The sequence below is a fragment of the Marinobacter sp. genome (genome assembly GCF_048266785.1).
In the GTDB taxonomy this organism is placed as follows: Bacteria; Pseudomonadota; Gammaproteobacteria; order Pseudomonadales; family Oleiphilaceae; genus Marinobacter.
Genome location: NZ_JBLWYX010000001.1, coordinates 714013 through 731042 on the forward strand (window position 1 = coordinate 714013; position 17030 = coordinate 731042).

Annotated in this window: 15 protein-coding genes and 1 riboswitch; of the genes, 12 read left to right on the forward strand and 3 right to left on the reverse strand. The window is 55.0% G+C overall.

Annotated elements, in window-relative coordinates:
- The first annotated feature begins 60 nt into the window (after positions 1 to 60).
- On the forward strand, positions 61 to 1566 hold the full coding sequence (gene nhaB, locus ACN0V1_RS03315) for a sodium/proton antiporter NhaB (RefSeq protein WP_417543605.1): 1506 nt from the start codon (positions 61 to 63) through the stop codon (positions 1564 to 1566).
- Positions 1567 to 1670: 104 nt separating this feature from the next.
- Positions 1671 to 2453, forward strand: a complete 783-nt coding sequence (locus ACN0V1_RS03320; RefSeq protein ID WP_417543606.1) for a substrate-binding periplasmic protein — start codon at positions 1671 to 1673, stop codon at positions 2451 to 2453.
- Between the two features lie 9 nt (positions 2454 to 2462).
- Here the strand turns inward: ACN0V1_RS03320 and ACN0V1_RS03325 are convergent, their stop codons facing one another.
- Positions 2463 to 3212, reverse strand: a complete 750-nt coding sequence (locus ACN0V1_RS03325) for a DUF3047 domain-containing protein (protein WP_417543607.1) — start codon at positions 3210 to 3212, stop codon at positions 2463 to 2465.
- A gap of 81 nt (positions 3213 to 3293) precedes the next feature.
- Positions 3294 to 3490, forward strand: a riboswitch (cobalamin riboswitch).
- Between the two features lie 150 nt (positions 3491 to 3640).
- Between ACN0V1_RS03325 and ACN0V1_RS03330 the strand changes: the two genes are divergently transcribed.
- The 5 genes from ACN0V1_RS03330 (at position 3641) to ACN0V1_RS03350 (ending at position 11015) form a co-directional block, all read left to right on the forward strand.
- A complete protein-coding gene (locus tag ACN0V1_RS03330; protein WP_417543608.1) occupies positions 3641 to 6409 on the forward strand; it encodes a ribonucleoside-diphosphate reductase subunit alpha in 2769 nt (922 codons plus the stop codon).
- 30 nt (positions 6410 to 6439) lie between these two features.
- Positions 6440 to 7498 (forward strand): ribonucleotide-diphosphate reductase subunit beta, encoded by a 1059-nt coding sequence (locus tag ACN0V1_RS03335; protein WP_417543609.1) that lies wholly within the window; start codon positions 6440 to 6442, stop codon positions 7496 to 7498.
- 250 nt (positions 7499 to 7748) lie between these two features.
- Positions 7749 to 9248, forward strand: coding sequence for a CHASE2 domain-containing protein (locus ACN0V1_RS03340; protein ID WP_417543610.1), 1500 nt, complete (start codon positions 7749 to 7751; stop codon positions 9246 to 9248).
- On the forward strand, positions 9175 to 9534 hold the full coding sequence (locus tag ACN0V1_RS03345; RefSeq protein ID WP_417543611.1) for a hypothetical protein: 360 nt from the start codon (positions 9175 to 9177) through the stop codon (positions 9532 to 9534). Before ACN0V1_RS03340 ends, ACN0V1_RS03345 begins: the two co-directional genes overlap by 74 nt.
- Positions 9531 to 11015 (forward strand): M48 family metalloprotease, encoded by a 1485-nt coding sequence (locus ACN0V1_RS03350; protein ID WP_417543612.1) that lies wholly within the window; start codon positions 9531 to 9533, stop codon positions 11013 to 11015. Before ACN0V1_RS03345 ends, ACN0V1_RS03350 begins: the two co-directional genes overlap by 4 nt.
- Before the next feature lie 135 nt (positions 11016 to 11150).
- On the opposite strand, the gene ACN0V1_RS03355 is transcribed toward ACN0V1_RS03350, so the two are convergent.
- Together ACN0V1_RS03355 and ACN0V1_RS03360 are read right to left on the reverse strand one after the other, a co-directional pair.
- Positions 11151 to 11753, reverse strand: coding sequence for a cysteine hydrolase family protein (locus ACN0V1_RS03355; RefSeq protein WP_417543613.1), 603 nt, complete (start codon positions 11751 to 11753; stop codon positions 11151 to 11153).
- Positions 11754 to 11902: 149 nt separating this feature from the next.
- Positions 11903 to 12769: an integron integrase gene (locus ACN0V1_RS03360; protein ID WP_417543614.1), complete on the reverse strand. Its 867-nt coding sequence runs from the start codon at positions 12767 to 12769 to the stop codon at positions 11903 to 11905.
- A gap of 425 nt (positions 12770 to 13194) precedes the next feature.
- On the opposite strand from ACN0V1_RS03360, the gene ACN0V1_RS03365 reads away from it, so the two are divergent.
- From ACN0V1_RS03365 to ACN0V1_RS03385, 5 genes are all read left to right on the forward strand, one after another.
- Complete coding sequence (locus tag ACN0V1_RS03365) at positions 13195 to 14355, forward strand: transposase (protein WP_417543615.1); 1161 nt, start codon at positions 13195 to 13197, stop codon at positions 14353 to 14355.
- 375 nt (positions 14356 to 14730) lie between these two features.
- Complete coding sequence (locus ACN0V1_RS03370; RefSeq protein WP_417543616.1) at positions 14731 to 15087, forward strand: hypothetical protein; 357 nt, start codon at positions 14731 to 14733, stop codon at positions 15085 to 15087.
- A 92-nt stretch (positions 15088 to 15179) separates the two neighbouring features.
- Positions 15180 to 15656, forward strand: coding sequence for a cupin domain-containing protein (locus ACN0V1_RS03375; RefSeq protein WP_417543617.1), 477 nt, complete (start codon positions 15180 to 15182; stop codon positions 15654 to 15656).
- A 139-nt stretch (positions 15657 to 15795) separates the two neighbouring features.
- Positions 15796 to 16077, forward strand: coding sequence for a type II toxin-antitoxin system RelE/ParE family toxin (locus tag ACN0V1_RS03380; protein ID WP_417543618.1), 282 nt, complete (start codon positions 15796 to 15798; stop codon positions 16075 to 16077).
- Positions 16078 to 16091: 14 nt separating this feature from the next.
- The gene (locus ACN0V1_RS03385) at positions 16092 to 16406 is read left to right on the forward strand and encodes a HigA family addiction module antitoxin (RefSeq protein ID WP_417543619.1); all 315 of its coding nucleotides are present in this window, start codon (positions 16092 to 16094) and stop codon (positions 16404 to 16406) included.
- Positions 16407 to 17030: the final 624 nt, after the last annotated feature.

Sequence of the window (17030 nt, forward strand, 5' to 3'; positions counted from 1 at the left end):
GGAAGATACTGACGTGTTGCCACATACTGTTTTCGCCCGCTAACCCAGAAGAAACCCGCAATGCCCACGACCCTGTATTCGGCCTTTACCAGCAACTTTCTTGGCAAGGCTCCCGTCTGGTACAAGCAGATTATTGTGTTGTTCCTGATTGCCAATCCGATTGTGATGTTTCTGCTGGGGCCGGTTGCCGCAGGTTGGCTTCTGATCGCCGAATTCATTTTTACCCTGGCGATGGCGTTAAAGTGCTATCCATTGCTGCCCGGTGGCTTGCTGGCAATCGAGGCGTTGCTGATCGGCCTGACTACAGCGGATGCTGTGTATCTGGAAGTGCTGACCAATTTCCCGGTTATCCTGCTGCTGATGTTCATGGTGGCGGGCATTTATTTCATGCAGGATCTGCTGCTGGTTGCCTTTACCCAGATCCTGGTCGGCGTGCGCTCCAAATCGGCTCTCTCCCTCCTGTTCTGCACTGCCGCTGCGGTGCTTTCAGCGTTTCTTGACGCGCTGACGGTGACGGCCGTTATCATCAGTGTTGCCGTCGGCTTTTTCTCTGTCTATCACAAAGTGGCATCTGGTAAGGGATATCAGAGCAGCGATCACAACGCGGACAGCGATGAAGACGTCGTTGAGCTGCACCGTGACGACCTGGAAAACTTCCGGGCGTTCCTGCGCAGCCTGCTGATGCACGGCGCCATCGGCACCGCCCTCGGCGGCGTTGCCACCATGGTGGGTGAGCCCCAGAACCTGCTGATCGCCAAGGTTGTAGACTGGAATTTTATCGAGTTCTTCCTGCACATGGCGCCGGTAAGCCTGCCCGTGCTGGCGGCCGGGCTTTTAACCTGCTGGGTGCTGGAAAAAATGCGCTGGTTTGGTTACGGCGGTCGGCTCCCAAAGCCGGTTCGGCGGGTGCTGGAAGAGTTTGCTGAGAACGAGCGTGCCAAACGCACCAAGGCAGACGAAGCCGCGCTTTGGGTACAAGCGTTTGCGGCGGTCATACTGGTGGTGGGTCTGGCTCTGCACTTGGCCGAAGTGGGCCTGATTGGTCTGCTGGTCATCATTCTGATCACGTCGTTTACCGGCGTAACCGGCGAACACCAGATAGGTAAAGCCTTTCAGGAATCGCTGCCGTTCACGTCCCTGTTGGTGGTATTTTTTGCCGTCGTGGCGGTGATTCATGAACAACACCTTTTCAAGCCGGTTATCGACTACGTATTGGCGCTTCCGGAAAGCCAGCAGCCGGGCATGTTCTTTATTGCCAATGGACTGCTCTCAATGATCAGCGACAACGTATTTGTTGCGACGGTGTACATCAGCGAGGTTAAACAGGCCCTGGATGCCGGCAGCATCAGTTATGAGCACTTCCAGGCCCTGGCAGTCGCCATCAACACCGGCACCAACCTGCCCAGCGTTGCGACGCCCAACGGGCAAGCAGCGTTTCTGTTCCTGCTGACATCCGCTATTGCGCCTCTGGTGCGGCTTTCGTACGGGCGAATGGTCGTGATGGCGTTCCCCTATACCATAGTGATGGGCGGTGTTGGCCTGTATATGGTTACCTTTCATATTTGACGGTCTCGGCCTTCTTGAAATGATGAACGGTATCCTTTCAGTGCGGCTCTGCTAATCTCTGCATACGCAGTTGGAACAATTTGCACACACAATGTGTTGGGGCTATGACTAGAATCTGGAAACCTTTTTTGCTGCTGGCGATCGCAGTTCTTGCAAGCCCGGTTTTTGCAGAAGCAGGCCCCAATACACTGCGTATTGGCTATACCGAGTTCCCTCCCATCGAATACCAGAACGAACAGGGTGAGCCCGCAGGGTTTTTTATTGACCTTACCCGGGAGGTCGTAAAAGAGGCGGGTTACACGCCAGAGTTTATCTACCTGCCGGTCAGCCGAATCTATCTCTATCTTAAAACTGGAGCCATAGATCTCTGGCCCGGGCTTTCGGGCATACCCAGCCTTCAGGGAGAGGTTCTGGAGAGTTGGGTTAATGCCTATCCGGTGCAACTGAGCGCCTGGTATCTTGAGACTTCAGAGCCGCTGCTGCACTTTGACCAGCTTGAAGGTAAAACTGTTATCGTGATCGGTGGCTACACCTATGGCGGGCTGCGTGCCTGGCTTGAAGCTTCAGACCGCATAGTCCTTACCGAAGCCCCCAACAATCGCGCTGCCCTCGAGATGCTCAAGCTGAAACGCGGTGATTATGTTCTCGATTATCGACAGCCCGTTGAGGCAATTCTTACTCAGCCAGCGGACAATATGATTCGAGAGTCGGAATTGCGGTCGCGCTATTCGGCTTGGTTGTTTTCCCTGGCCAGCCCCAGAGCAGCGCTGCTCCGGGAAGAGCTCGACGATGCCTATCTGCGCCTTGTCAGCCGGGGAGAGGCACCGCCCCTGCGGGACCCCGACTCCAGCTTTGTTATTCCCGGGTATCCTGAAGGGCCGCGTTAGAAAGGCGTTTTAGTCGGGTTTTGCAAGGTTTTTTGCAGAGGTGAGAGTGATATCGCCATACCACGCCGTTGCCTGCTCACCTGTGTTGTCTGAATCCGACATAATCGCGATACCCCGAATCGGAGGCGGATTCTCCCCAAATGCCTCTCGGTAGTCGGCAATTATATCCCGCTCGATACTCACCCACTCACCAGCTCGCTCGTTGCCAGAACTCACGGCAACCATCACCGTTTTGTCGGTATAGGGGTTGGTAATAAATTCGCCCTCAGGCAGGGTGTTTGCCCAGATGTAATTCAGGGCATTGCCCGGCAATTCCTCTCCAAACAACACCTCTACTGTTTTCCTCTTCGCCCGTTCGAAAAAGCCCGCTTTGGAAGGCTGGAATTCGAAGGCGACGTAGATGCGGGCAGGGTAGTCATCGCCAGATTTCTCCCGGGCATTGCCTTTATCAAACACATTGGACACTTTCCAGCGCCAGCTCAGTATCAGAGAGCCTTCAGGATTTATATTCAGCCGCGTAATCAGCCCGGAAGCACCGCCGGAGGTTTGCGCTTTAACCACTTGGGAGCCGCCCTCACTGACCAGTTCGTAGCGGGAATGTTGCTTTATGTCAGGAAATTCCAGAGGCTCCCAGCCATCAGCCAATGATGTCATTTTCGAGAATGCAGGAAGCGGCTGCTCCTGTGCCAGCAAGTTCGGAGAAGCCAAGCCGGCCACCGTGAGGAGCAGCCAGAGTGCGTAGCGAGGAGTGGTGCCCATGGGATGGTCCCGGGTTGCAGAGTGTTTGTGAGAGACCGGCGGATTGAAGAAAAGTGCCTTGTCGCTTTTATTAATCCTGTATATAGTGCCCAAATCCTTGGCTTGATACCAAATATGGTATCGGGAATCCGGTGAGAACCCGGAACTGACGCGCAGCGGTATTGGGGAACGAGCGTGGCATAAAGACACTGGCGCAAGCCGGGAAGTCGCCACGCAAGGCAGAATCAGCTGGTTCATGCCCCTGAGTCCGAAGACCTGCCAGGGAAGACTGTACCTTCGCGACTCAGGCGCCTGCATTTGGCCCTACAAGGTGAGCAGCAACGAACAAGGCATGATTCAGCCGCTGTCTGGTTACGGAAGGCTGACGCCGAGGTTCGTCCTGCGTACGCGAAGGTTTTGGAACTCACGCGTATTCAGGAGAAAACCGCATGTCCGCGACAGCTCTGGCCGAAACCCGGTCCTCATCGTCATCCAGCACCGAAGCCCTTCAGGTAATCAAACGCAACGGCAACCTGGTCGGTTTCACCCCCTCCAAAATCAGCGTAGCCGTCACCAAAGCGTTTCTGGCCGTTGAAGGTGATCAAGCGGCAGGTTCTGCCCGCATCAACGATGCCGTTCACCGGGTAACCGAGCAGGTTGTGCAGGCCATAAGCCGTCGCCTGAAAGCCGGTGGTCGGGTGCACATTGAAGATATACAAGACCAGGTTGAGCTGGCCCTGATGCGCGCCGAAGAGCAGAAAGTGGCCCGCGCTTACGTACTCTACCGCGAAGAACACGCCCGCGAACGCGCTCTGCACGAGCCGGTTGAAGCTCATCCCACTCTTACCGTAAAACAGGCCAACGGCCGCACCGTAGCGCTGGACCAGGGCCTGATGAAACAGCAGGTCGACAATGCAGCAATCGGGCTGGACGGCATCGAAGGTGACTCCCTGGTAGACGAAGCCATTCGCAACCTCTACAACGGCATCGACGAATCCGAAGTGCTTAGCGCATTGATTATGACCGCGCGTGGCCGCATAGAGCGCGAGCCGGACTACAGCGCCGTCACCGCCCGCTTGTTGTTGGAACAGCTGCGCCTTGAGAGCGTCACCGCGCTGAAACTCGACACCAGCCTGACCCTGACAGAGGTTTATCCACGGGCGTTGAGTACCTTCATCAGTGCCGGCATTCGTTACGAATTGCTTGATGAGGCCATGGCCGCTTATGACATGGAGCGTTTGGGCGCGGCCCTGAAACCCGAAAGAGATCAGCAATTTGGTTTCCTGGGTCTGCAAACGCTTTACGACCGTTACTTCCTGCACTGGAAAGAACGTCGCCTGGAACTGCCGCAGGTGTTTTTCATGCGCGTCGCCATGGGCCTGGCGTTGCGTGAAGACGACCCCAACACCCGCGCCATCGAGTTCTATAACCTGTTGTCCTCGTTCGACTACATGGCTTCCACGCCCACATTGTTTAACAGCGGCACACGCCACTCCCAGCTGTCGTCCTGCTATCTGACCACCGTGGGCGACGACCTGGAAGACATTTATGGTTCTATTCGTGATAACGCGATGCTATCCAAGTGGGCTGGCGGCCTGGGTAACGACTGGACACCCGTGCGCGCACTGGGCTCCCGCATCAAAGGCACCAACGGCCAGAGCCAGGGCGTAGTACCGTTTTTGAAAGTAGTGAACGACACCGCTGTCGCCGTTAATCAGGGCGGTAAACGCAAAGGCGCGGTGTGTGCCTATCTGGAAAGCTGGCACCTGGATATCGAAGAATTTCTGGAGTTGCGTAAAAACACCGGCGACGAGCGCCGCCGCACCCACGACATGAACACCGCCAACTGGGTGCCGGACTTGCTGATCGAGCGTATGCGTCAGGATCGCGACTGGACCCTGTTCAGCCCCAGTGATGTGCCCGATTTGCACGATCTTTACGGCAACGCCTTCCGCGAGCGTTACGAGCACTACGAAGCTCTTGCAGCGGAAGGCAAGATCGAGCTGTTCAAAACGCTTCCAGCCAAACAGCTGTGGCGCAAAATGCTCACCGTGCTGTTTGAAACCGGCCACCCGTGGATAACCTTCAAAGACCCCTGCAACCTGCGCTCACCGCAACAGCACAAAGGCGTGGTACACAGCTCCAACCTGTGCACCGAAATCACCCTGAACACCAGCGCCGATGAAATCGCCGTGTGCAACCTGGGCTCGGTGAACCTGGCTGCCCACATTGCCAATGGCGAACTGGATGTACAGCGCCTGGAGCGCACCGTAAACACCGCCGTGCGCATGCTGGATAACGTTATCGACATCAACTTCTACGCCGTACCCCAGGCCCGCAACTCCAACCTGAAGCACCGCCCGGTGGGCCTTGGCCTGATGGGTTTTCAGGATGCGCTCTACGCAATGCGCCTGCCTTATACCAGCCCGCAAGCGGTCGAGTTTGCCGATCTGGCCATGGAACAGCTGAGCTACTTCGCCATCCGAGCGTCGGCGGAGCTGGCGGCAGAACGCGGCGCTTATGAGAGCTACGAAGGCTCCCTGTGGAGCCAGGGCGTACTGCCACTCGACTCCATCGAACTGCTGAAAGCTGCCCGCCTCGAAGGCGACCTGAGCGTGAACACCGACAGCCGCCTGGATTGGGCCCCGGTGCGCGAACTCATCGCCCAACACGGCATGCGCAACAGCAACGTGATGGCCATCGCGCCCACCGCCACCATTTCCAACATCGTGGGCGTGTCGCAATCCATCGAACCGGCGTACCAGAACCTGTTTGTGAAATCGAACCTCTCCGGCGAGTTCACTGTGGTCAATCCCTCGCTGGTGCGCGACCTCAAGGCCGAAGGCCTGTGGGACAACGTGATGGTGAACGACCTGAAGTATTACGACGGCAGCGTGCAGCAAATCGAGCGCATACCCACTGAACTGAAATCCCGCTACGCCACCGCGTTTGAAATAGACGCCCGCTGGCTGGTGGAAGCTGCCTCCCGGCGCCAGAAGTGGCTGGACCAGGCCCAGAGCCTGAACCTGTACATGGCCGAGCCCAGTGGTAAAAAGCTGGACGAGCTGTACCAACTGGCGTGGGAGCGCGGCCTGAAAACCACCTATTACCTGCGCTCACTGGGTGCCACCGGCGTGAACGAACAAGCCGCCCCGGTCACAGCTCCGCAGCCCCAGGTGTGCAGCATCGACGAACCCGACTGCGAAGCTTGTCAGTAACCACTTACTTCTAACCTGAGAGGCACAACCATGCTTAATTGGGACGACGACACCAAACCTACAAGCCAGCCCGTTGGCAACAGCAGCGTGGCCCCGGTAAACGTTGACGACAAACGCGTGATTAACGGCGAAACCGATGTAAACCAGTTGGCCCCGTTCAAGTACCCCTGGGCCTGGGAGTTCTTCATGAACGCCAACAAAAACCACTGGACGCCGCTGGATGTGAACATGGCGCAAGACGTTCACGACTATCACCACCGCCTGAGCCCGGCGGAGAAGCACGTCTTCGAAAATGTATTGGCCTACCTGACCACCTCCGACATACTGGCCATGCGCAACATCGGCCTGGCGGTGATGGAAAAAATGACCGCCCCCGAGCTGCAGATTTACCAGGCGCGCCAGGTATACGAAGAAGCGCTGCACACCTGGACCTACCAGCACTGCATTGAAACCCTGAACCTGGACCAGAGCGAAATCTACAACCGCTACCGAGTGGTCCCGCAAATCAACGCCAAAATCCAGATGGCCAACCGCCGCCTGAGCGCCGCCATGCGCTCCGACCTGAACCTGCGCAACAAAGACGACCTGCAGGAATTCATCATGTCGTACCTGTTCTTTGCCGGCGTGTTCGAAGGCTGCTGGTTCTACAACGGCTTCAGCCCCATCTTCGCCCTGCAACGCCGCGGCTTGATGCGCGGCACCGGCGAACAGTTCCAGTACATCCTGCGCGACGAAGCCATGCACTTCGCCTTCGGCCTGAAAGTGGTGAATCAGATCCTGGAAGAAGAGAACATCAGCTTCGATCCCAAAGCCGTACGCGAGATGTGGGACGAATCCGAAGCCGCCGAGCGCGACTACGCCAATTACATTCTGCGCGACCCCATCCTGGGCTACTCCGCCGAATACCACACCGAACAGTTCCGCTTCGTAGCCAACCGCCGCGCCCGCACCGTAGGGTTGGAAGAGCCGTTCCCGGGGGCGAAGAACGTATCGCCTTGGTTAGACGAGCAGGCGACCATGCGGAAGGAGAAGAACTTCTTCGAGACGCGGGTGATTGAGTACCAGACCGGGGCACAGCTGGAGTGGTGATCGAGCCGGTTATGTGCCTCGCTCACGTTACAGACGCCCGTTGAGGCCGGGCGCCTGCCACAAGGAATGAAAAAGTGTCAACTCGCTTTACAGTTAAATGCATACGCCCAAAAGGCGTATGCCCTAAACGCCTAACTCGGGATAAATTTTCAGCCAATGGCTTGAATGTTGCGTTATTCATTACTCGTGAATAATGCTCGCTTCCGCAGTGCGGGCAGCCAGGGATTCTATTCCCATGCGGAGGCTCAGGGTGGGCACAATAAAGGGTATCTCTTTATTGGACTTGGTACGCCGTCACTGGTTGGTATTAGTAGTGGGGTATGTGTTCGCTTTTCTCGATCCGTTTGGCATTAATTCGAAGACCAGTCAGGCCATCAGCGATGCCTTTGATCGCATGTACTCCCCCTTCTATACACGCGACCTTGACGGCTCGGCATCCGCCGACCTCGTTGACGTTATCCTCATTGACGACTTTTCGATTCGCACTCTTTCAGATAAAGAAAATGGATACCTGCAAGCGAATGACTGGCCGTTGGCCTACAACGATTATGGCGTAATAGTCGATGCGCTGAGGCGTCATGGCTATGGCACGATTATTCTTGATATTACCTTCTACAGAGAACGTAGATTAGGTGGCCAGTTAGATAAGAGTTTTCAGAACCTGGTCCACCGACTTGGCTATTTGCGTGATCGTGCGGGCATAAATGTGATTCTGGGTGCTGGTGACAACCCAAAGGAGCTAGAACAGTCGATAACCCCCCTGACCAGCTCGGTATCAGCAGTGGGGTTAACCGGTTGGTCAGGCTATGGCGAGTATTACCCGGTATTTCTGGAACTGGATGACCATAAGACCCTGGCTGAGGAAGGCTATGACGCCTACTGCCGCAAAGTGGAGTGTGACGAACTGGCCAAGGCGAAAAATGCCTGGTTTGTACCCGAAGCGTCGGGAATGCATATAAGCTGGGGCCAGCCAGCGCAGAGGGTAGCTGCTTCGTTACGCTGTGGTGCCGGCCGTGAGCCCGGCGCTGATTTGGGCGAGATATTGGGAATCGTAGTGGTAAATGCGCTCCGAAATTTGTTCGGATCCGAGACCATTGGACCTGGAGGCCGCCAGTCCTGCCCCCCGTTACCCACCGCGATGCTCAGTGATGTGTTCTGCGCTGAGGATAAATGCGATGATTTCTTTTCAACAGGAGGATCGCAGGGCGACCGAATTGCCATGATTGGGGTTTCCCTTCCGTCGGCAAGAGACCTGTTTGATCCCCCCATACCCGGGCGCTTGCCCGGAGTTTATCTGCATGCGGAGGCCCTGCGCAACCTGCTTCATTACGGCCCTGACTATCTAAAACCCATTGGTCTGCAGCCAAATCTTGGGTTTATCGGCAAGCCATCCTGGACCCTTCCACTTGATCTGATTCTGACTTGGCCGCTTCTTCTTTTGGTGGTGCTGATTGTGGTGCGCAAGTTTATCAACTGGCGCTGGGGTTGGGAATACACCTCGGGCTGGACCGAATTAGCGATGGAACTTGTTGAGATAATTGTGGTTTTGGTTTTGCTTTGTCTGATCTATATCGCGGTCTTGCAGTGCGATCGTACCCCTGGCTTCCTTACTGACCTCATGGCCTTTATGCCGTGGTTGTGGGTTGCCATTCGGAATGAACGAAAGGAGATGGAAAATGAATATAAAACATTCGCTTTGGCTGCTTGCACTCCTGAGCAGCTCGGTATTGGCAGAGACACTGGTTATTGAAGGTTTTCATGATGGGGAACATGCCTTCGTGTTCAAATCCGATGGTTCTATGGTGGAGCTTAAGAAATCGGGACTGAAAGCCCCCTATAAATTTGATGTTACCGGCAAGGAGGGTGGTCAGTACCTGTTTAACGGGCCAGATGGAGAACAGTATCGGGTGTTTATTCCCGAGGTGGTGACGAACCAGACAGCGACAATCGACATTCCATGTGACCGCCCTCAGATCTTACTCGCTGACGATCACCGTAATGCCAGCGCCCGTGGCGTGGGGGAGGACTGCAAGTGAGTTTACTTACGCGATATTCCGGGATTGCCCTGGTTGTCATAACGGCGCTGGCCGGATGCAGCTCGTCACCGTACCAGTCGAAAGAGTGGGCCAGCGACCCCAAGTTGCGGCAGGCACAAATCGACAAACTCACGGCCAAAGCCGGCCAACACAGCGCCGACAATCGAGATCCGATGGAAGACGCGGTGCTGCTGCGAAGCGACAGCGTATCGCCGTTGGAGGCTGCTTCCGTTACAACAGAACTCCAGGCCATTGCCGAGGAGCTGTCGAACGATTGGCATGGCGAACCTTGCCATTGTTTGGTCCGGTTGGGGCCGCGGTATAGTTTTGGCGGTTTTACCTACCCCCACGGCACAATCGTGGTTCAGGCAGGCACACTGGAGTACCTGGATACCCGTGATGAAGTCGCCGCTCTGCTTGCGCACGAGCTCTCCCATTTGTGGTTGGCTCATCACGAGAAGAATGAGTTGCAGACCACTGCCAAGGGTGTAGCCGATCTGGCCCAAGCCATTTCAATATTCAGTCACGATGACAAAGCGCGGGAAACAACGCTTCGTATTGGCGGTTCAACGGACGCCTTGGTTGCCGCTGCGGGCTTTACTCAGTGGAATAGGGAGCAGGAGACGGAAGCCGATCTGTTGGCGGCCAAAGTACTGGAAGCGTCCCGTTACAGCCCGATGTCGATGATTGCGCTTTTAACCAAACTCAATAAAGGAAAAGACGACGTTCCGATAGCCGGTAGCGCTTATGAAGAAATGGCGGCCGTTGCGGCAAATAAACTCAAAAACGAAGAAACTGAAGTCAGCGACAGCCAGCTCCAGAAATGGATATCTTCCATCGCCAGTGACATGAGTGGCCGGGAATACCTATCTTCAGAGGACCGACGCCAGATCGTCCGGATGGTTATCTATGATCTCGAGGGGGCTACATTAGCCCGCTCGTTCAGCGATATGCAGATCAATGTGGACGAGTTGAAGCCGGTGACTTCACTGAAGATGCTCAATCAGTATGAGCTGACAAGCCCATCCTATGCGGCGCTTGTTGATCAGGCACTGGCGTACGAGCCGAACAACCTCCATCTGCAGCTGGTTAAATTCCGTGCAGTGATGGCTCGAAAAGACTGGCAGCAGGCTGCTCACATGGCCAGAGGTTTTATTCAAAGGCCGGATGCAACCTTCAGTGCATTGAGTGAAGCGACCCGCTTTCTGGATCAACATCAGGAGACTACCGACTCGGAGCGCAAGTCACTGGTGTACGAAGCCGTGTTGAAACTGGCTAAACTCGACCTTCCCGACGCTTACGTTGCTGACCAGTATTACCTGTCTAAACGATATGAAGTGCCCTTGCACGACATGCTGAATCAAAAGCTGTGTGAGGCCGGCACAGGGAAAGTAATTGTTCGGGAGCGATGTGAGCTGGCAAGGCAGGCACTGGAGAGTCAGCACAGTTTTTACCAGACGCTCGCAGAGGCAGGATTATAGGCGCTGGGGCAAAAACAGCTTCAGTTTCATCTTCGCCTTGCAGCGCCGAAGCCCGGGCGATTGAATTTTAGACCGGGGCGCAGCTGGAGTGGTAAGCCTGCGCCGCCGGTCTGTTCACTTACAGGGATAACCAGGTCAGTCTGGCACGTCTGCCGTGGACGGAACCACGGCGGATGGCAAGTCCGACAGCGCAGCCAAGGCGGCTTCCTGCACTTGCTCCGATGGCACGGTTTTACCGGAAGCCTTAGAGGGTAAATCGCGGGTAGCTGTAGCGGATGCGACCACTGTGGGGTTGTACCCCAGCGTAAAAGCACCACGCGCAGTGGAATTCACACACATGTGAGACATGAACCCGGTCAGAATCAGGTTTTTGATCCCGGCTTGCGTCAATTGCTGATCCAGATCTGTCTGTGCAAAGGAATTGGGGAAGTTCTTGGTGATAACCGGCTCGCCCTCTACAGGAGCCACTATGTCGGCAATTTTACCGATAGGGGCAGTGAGGTCATAAGGTGAGCCGGCCCCAGCGTCGTGCTGAATATGAAAAACAGGGCGGCCTGCAGCACGGAAACGTTGCAGCAGAGCCTTGCACTCTTCCAGCGCAGGCTCCACGCCGTCGAGCTTCATCACGCCCTCCCGATAGGTATTCTGGGCATCAATAATCACCAATGCGGATTCGCTGATTGGGCTGGCAGTGTTGCCCAAGCCTACGATGTCTCTCAGGGTTGTCAGATCACTCATGATGTATCCTTTAACAGTGGCAATCCTTCCAAGCATTGCTATGAACCGGATTGCTGTGAATAACAGGCTTTAGGAACCGAGCCTCAATGGCTCAAATACATGTACGCTATCAGGCCTCTGGTGGCAAAAGAATCAACATAACGGGCGAATTACCTGCAACCCGAGTAGTAATACCTAAGCACTGGCCCAATAACGCAGTATTTTGTCGCTATCTGGTTTCCGGCGGCCTGGATAGCGCGACGAAAGTGCTTTTGAACTGTTCGGTCGAGTAAATGATGTCGTCTGCGAATGCCTGAACGGGGATCCCGTGAAAGCTCCAGTGCAGGGAAAATATACTGCCAGCCAGGCTCCTGACTGGCATTCGGATATTTGCGTGCGAGGCCCGCCGGAAGGTATACAGAGCCAGATCCTTTCAAAAGATCCGCCTGATGCTGGTGCAGCGCTGAATCGATCTGTTGTTTTAACGGCTCGACGAGGCGGTCCGGTAGCAGCGTAATGCGATCTTTAGCGCCTTTGCCGCTTCGAACAATCAATTGCTGCATATCAAAATCAACATCTTTAACCCTTAGGCGTAGGGCTTCGTTGATACGTAGACCAGAGCCGTAGAGGAGCATGGCAACAAGCTTGTAGTCTCCGCTCAGGTTGCGAATAACGGATCTGGCTTCTTCCGCACTAAATACGGTTGGAAGCTTAACTGGCTTTCTGGAGTGCTCGAAGTTCAGGTCATCCAGAGGTTGGCCCAGAAATTCCCGATATAAAAATACCAGTGCGTTCAATGCGACTCTCTGGGTAGAGGCGCTTACGTTTATCTGCAAAACCAAATGAGACAGAAATGCCTCGACTTCTTTAGAGCCCAAAACTTCAGGATGCTGGAGGCCATGGAAGCGGATAAAGCGTTTAATCCAGAATAGGTAGGTTTTCTCTGTTTTATACGCCATGCCTCGCAAGCGTATAAAAGCCCGAACTTTGTCCAAAAAACGGGTTGGTTGTGCTGGTATCGGGGTAGGGATATCCATATCCACTCATCCTTTAGTGCTGTTTTTATATACAGTATATCGGTTGCGGCCAAAGTCAAGAGACTGATGATTAGCGGAGTTATACGAACGTATTCGCAAAACTCCAGAACTCTCTAGGGAAAAGAAGGTAACTATCTGATAGGGTTTGAAAGTTGAAACAGGAAGGGCGGAGTTATACGCCCATGGTGGGAGCGGGAGTGGCTCAAAAGAGGGCGTATAACTCTGGCGGTAGCCGTGGTGTTGAGTGCTCAAGAGGTTGGTTTACTGGATAAATTTTTGTTTTCTTGAGCGCGTTTGAATGGAGTTTTACGAATGGGTGATATGCGAACGCGTTCGTATAATTAGCTGTTGAACTAGCCGCGCAAGCGCGGGGAGCGCGCCTGAGAGTTTTGTAGATCACAGATGACTGAGTAGGGTTTTCAAGGATGAAGACGATACTGCAAGACGTGATGGCCCGGGGGTACCCGATCCTGGCGGAGAAGACCGCGTTACCACCCCATGCCCATCGCGCGGCCAAGGCCATGGTGCTGTGTCGCACGGCGGCACTGGGCGGTCACATACAGGGCTGCCCCGAGGGACACGTTCAACGGGTCTGGTACAACTCCTGCCGCCACCGTAGTTGCCCGCAATGCAATCGGATTCAGCTTGAGCGTTGGCTCGAGGGCCAGAAGTCACGCCTGATCGATCACCCCCACCGCCATATGATCTTTACCTTGCCCCACGAGTTGCATCCCTACTGGCGCCGCAACACCGACCGGATGACCCGTTGGTTGTTCCAGTCGGTCCGGGAGACGCTGATGTGCTTTCTGAGAGATCCGGCTTACCTGGGAGCCCAGCCTGGCATTCTGAGCGTTTTGCACACCTGGGGGAGATCGCTCACGTTGCACCCCCATATTCACTGCGCGATTACCGAGGGTGGTCTGGACGAACACGGGCAGTGGCGGTTGCCGGTCAAGAACTGTTTTCTGCCGATCCGGGCGGTGATGTTCAAGTATCGTGGGCACTTCCTGGCGCAGTTGAAATCCGCCGTGGATGGCGGGGAGTTGTCGCTACCGGACGGTGAGACACCGACGACCAGTCATAACCTGTTTAACCGGTTGGGGCGCAAGCCCTGGAATGTGAACCTCCGAGAGCGGTATGACAACGCGCAAGGCGTGGTGGAATACCTGGCCCGCTACGTGCGAGGCGGGCCGATGCGCCCGAGTCAGTTGTCAAGGTTCCGGACCGACCAGAATGATGTTCTGTTCCGCTACCATGCTCACCGGGACAACCCGGACGGCGGACGTAAACGGTGCCGGAAGGAGCGCCTGAGCACGGGCGACTTTGCCGGGCGGTTACTGCAGCATGTGCCCTGCAAGGGGCTGAACATTGTTCGCAGTTATGGTCTGTATGCGGTTGCCTGCCGGGGTAAGCTGGATCAGGCCCGGGCGGGCGTGGGGCAAGCGCCGGTTCGCCCACCGAAGCCGGTTCAGTGGCAAGGTTATCTTGGCCGTTTTCCCGACAGTCAGAAGCAGAGCCATTGCTCGGTCTGTGAGCGGCAATTAACGCTGATGGCCCCCATTGCCCCTTCGAGAGCGCCGCCATGAGCCGACAGGATTCAGGGATGACAAGGCATCAAACCATGACAGGCGCCGTCGGTGGGGCGCCTGTCATGCCGGTTACCCGGAGATCGCGGAAAATCGAGGCCATTCTCCTTCGCTCGTTTCGACCGGATCAGGCCCACCTCCCTAAACCGACCCTGAATCACAGAGTCTTTCCGCTGTTCTGGAGCTCATTGCCGAAATCTGGCGTTTCAAATCCCCATAGGCTAGCCTGAGACCTCGAGTGCGGACCCGTCCAACAAGCCGATGAACCGATCCACAGGGGCCTGATCGCGCGCCTGCCTTAGTTCGGGCGTGATTGAGAGTGCGGGGGCGGTGGTCGGTTATCTATATCGTTATGCAGTTCCCAGAGGGCAAAGTATGAGTGAATTCGGAGCTTTCACATCGTTTCTGTCCGGTATTGGCTTGGGCGGCGTTGTCACGTTTCTGATCAAGCATTTCCTTGAGCAGAGATCGAAGCTACGAGAGGTGTGGCTTCTGGATTATAAGGCTGCCTGCGATGGTTTGCTGGATGCTTATCGGGAAGTTGCGCTTTCGAACTCCGACGAGGCCAAGAAAAGATATGCGTACTGGGAATTGAAATTGCAGCTCTATGCTTCCGAAGCCGTGCTGCAAAGGCTCCAAGAATTGAAAGACAGTGCTCCAGGCACCGTAGCCAGAGAGAGTGCTCAGCGAACGTTGTTGCGAGAAATGCGTAAGGATCTCGGCTTTGCATAACCAGTCGCTTAAGTCTGTTCCCGGCCTGACGGCCGTCCACCGGACGTCCCTGACGGGCCGCCGCTTAGCTTCGCGTTATGCCCAAAGGAGATATGGAAATCATGTACCTATCGGCCAACGATATTGAGCAGCTTGAGGGTGTCGAGAAGCAGCACTTCTTGAACCCCGAAGCTCTGCGAATCAGCAAGTCTCTTGGCGATGCCGTGGGGCTCAATAATTTGGGTGTTCACCAGATATCTGTTCCCGCCGGTGATTACTCAACCGAATACCATGTGCACCATTACGAAGAAGAGTGCATCTATATCCTGTCGGGAAGTGGCGTTGCTACGCTCGGAGATCAGCAGCAGCGTATTGGCCCTGGGGATTTCATTGGCTGTCCTATCAACGGCCAAGCCCACGATATGTTCAACGATAGTAATGAGCCGTTGGTTTGTCTCGTTATCGGCCAGCGCCTTGAGCAGGATGTGACCGACTATCCTAAGCTAGGCAAGCGATTGTCGCGCAATAGCGGTGAATGGACAGTAGTGGAGCATACTGCTATCACCACAGTTAAACGGAAAAAGGCATAACAAGGCAGTCAACCGGACACCAAAAAAGCAGGCTTTTTTGGTTCCCTACGCTGCGCTTCGGTGCCGGTTACTTTCGCGTTATGCAGTCATCCCCCAGGCGCTATTGACAGCCGTCACGTGACGCGATACATTTTGGGTCATGATTAAATCCTTCGCCGACAAACGAACTCAAGAACTGTACTCCAAGGGCAAGTCAAAGAAGTTTCCTGCGGATGTCATATCAAGAGCTGCCAGAAAACTTGAATATGTGAATCTGGCAGAACAGTTGGAGGACTTAAAAGTGCCGCCCGGCAATCGCCTTCATCCACTTTCGGGAAACAGGCAGGGACAGCACTCGATTTCAATAAATGATCAGTGGCGTATCTGTTTTCGTTTTGAGGATGGCGATGCGTATGAAGTCGAAGTGTGTGACTACCACTGAGTGAGGTGATGACTATGGCTATTCTTAATACCACCGGCATGCAGCGCAAGCCGACTCATCCTGGTGAAATGCTGAGAGAGGATTTCTTGCCGGACTATGGTTTGACCGTTGCGAGGTTGGCTGAACTTCTGGGTGTTTCTCGCCAGTCCGTTAATGAATTACTACGTGAGCGCCGCGCTGTCAGTCCTGAAATGGCGCTCAGGCTTGCCCGTTTGTTTGGAAACTCTCCAGAATTCTGGTTGAACGCGCAGCGGTCTGTTGACCTTTGGGTGGCGGCTCAGTCTGTCAAGGAAGAAGTGGACCGGATCAAGCCGCTACATGCTGCATAACCAAGCCATGCACCGGATGCCAAAACCTCTGCTTCGCGCCGGTTTTGTCACCGGTGATGGCAGGCGTTAAAAAGCCCAGGGGGGTGCCAGAAAAACCCCGAGTCTACCTGAGCTTACTGTGAATGACTGTATAAATAAACAGTGTTATCTATTTTTGAGACAGAGCCGAGAAAACCAAACAAGGAAGATCGTCATTGAACGCCTATCCAGCTACCCTCTGAAGACTCCCTGAGCGGATAACGCGCGGGTTGATCCGCTCAGGGAGTCTTCAGAGGGAGAGCGGTTCAACCGCGATCGCGTTACCTTTTTGTTGGTTGCTATTCGCGTCGTTGGTGTCTACCGCAGACTATGGGCCTGAGAGTTTTTAGGAAGGACCGCTTCAGAGGGTATTGCCTAAGAGGTGGTTGCTATCTTTGAGTCAACCAGGACTTGGCTCTTTAACAACCCGTTCATCCGACCTTCGCTTCGCTCAGGCAGATGAACATATATCGTTATGTTTTAAGGAGTAGTCGTGGATCGAACCATTCTTAGAATTGCATCAATGGTTTATTGCGCCTCGTTAGCGGTCTACTTCTGGCTCGTTTTCAGCCCCCAAAGCGACCTGCCTCAGGAGGTTCTGTGGTA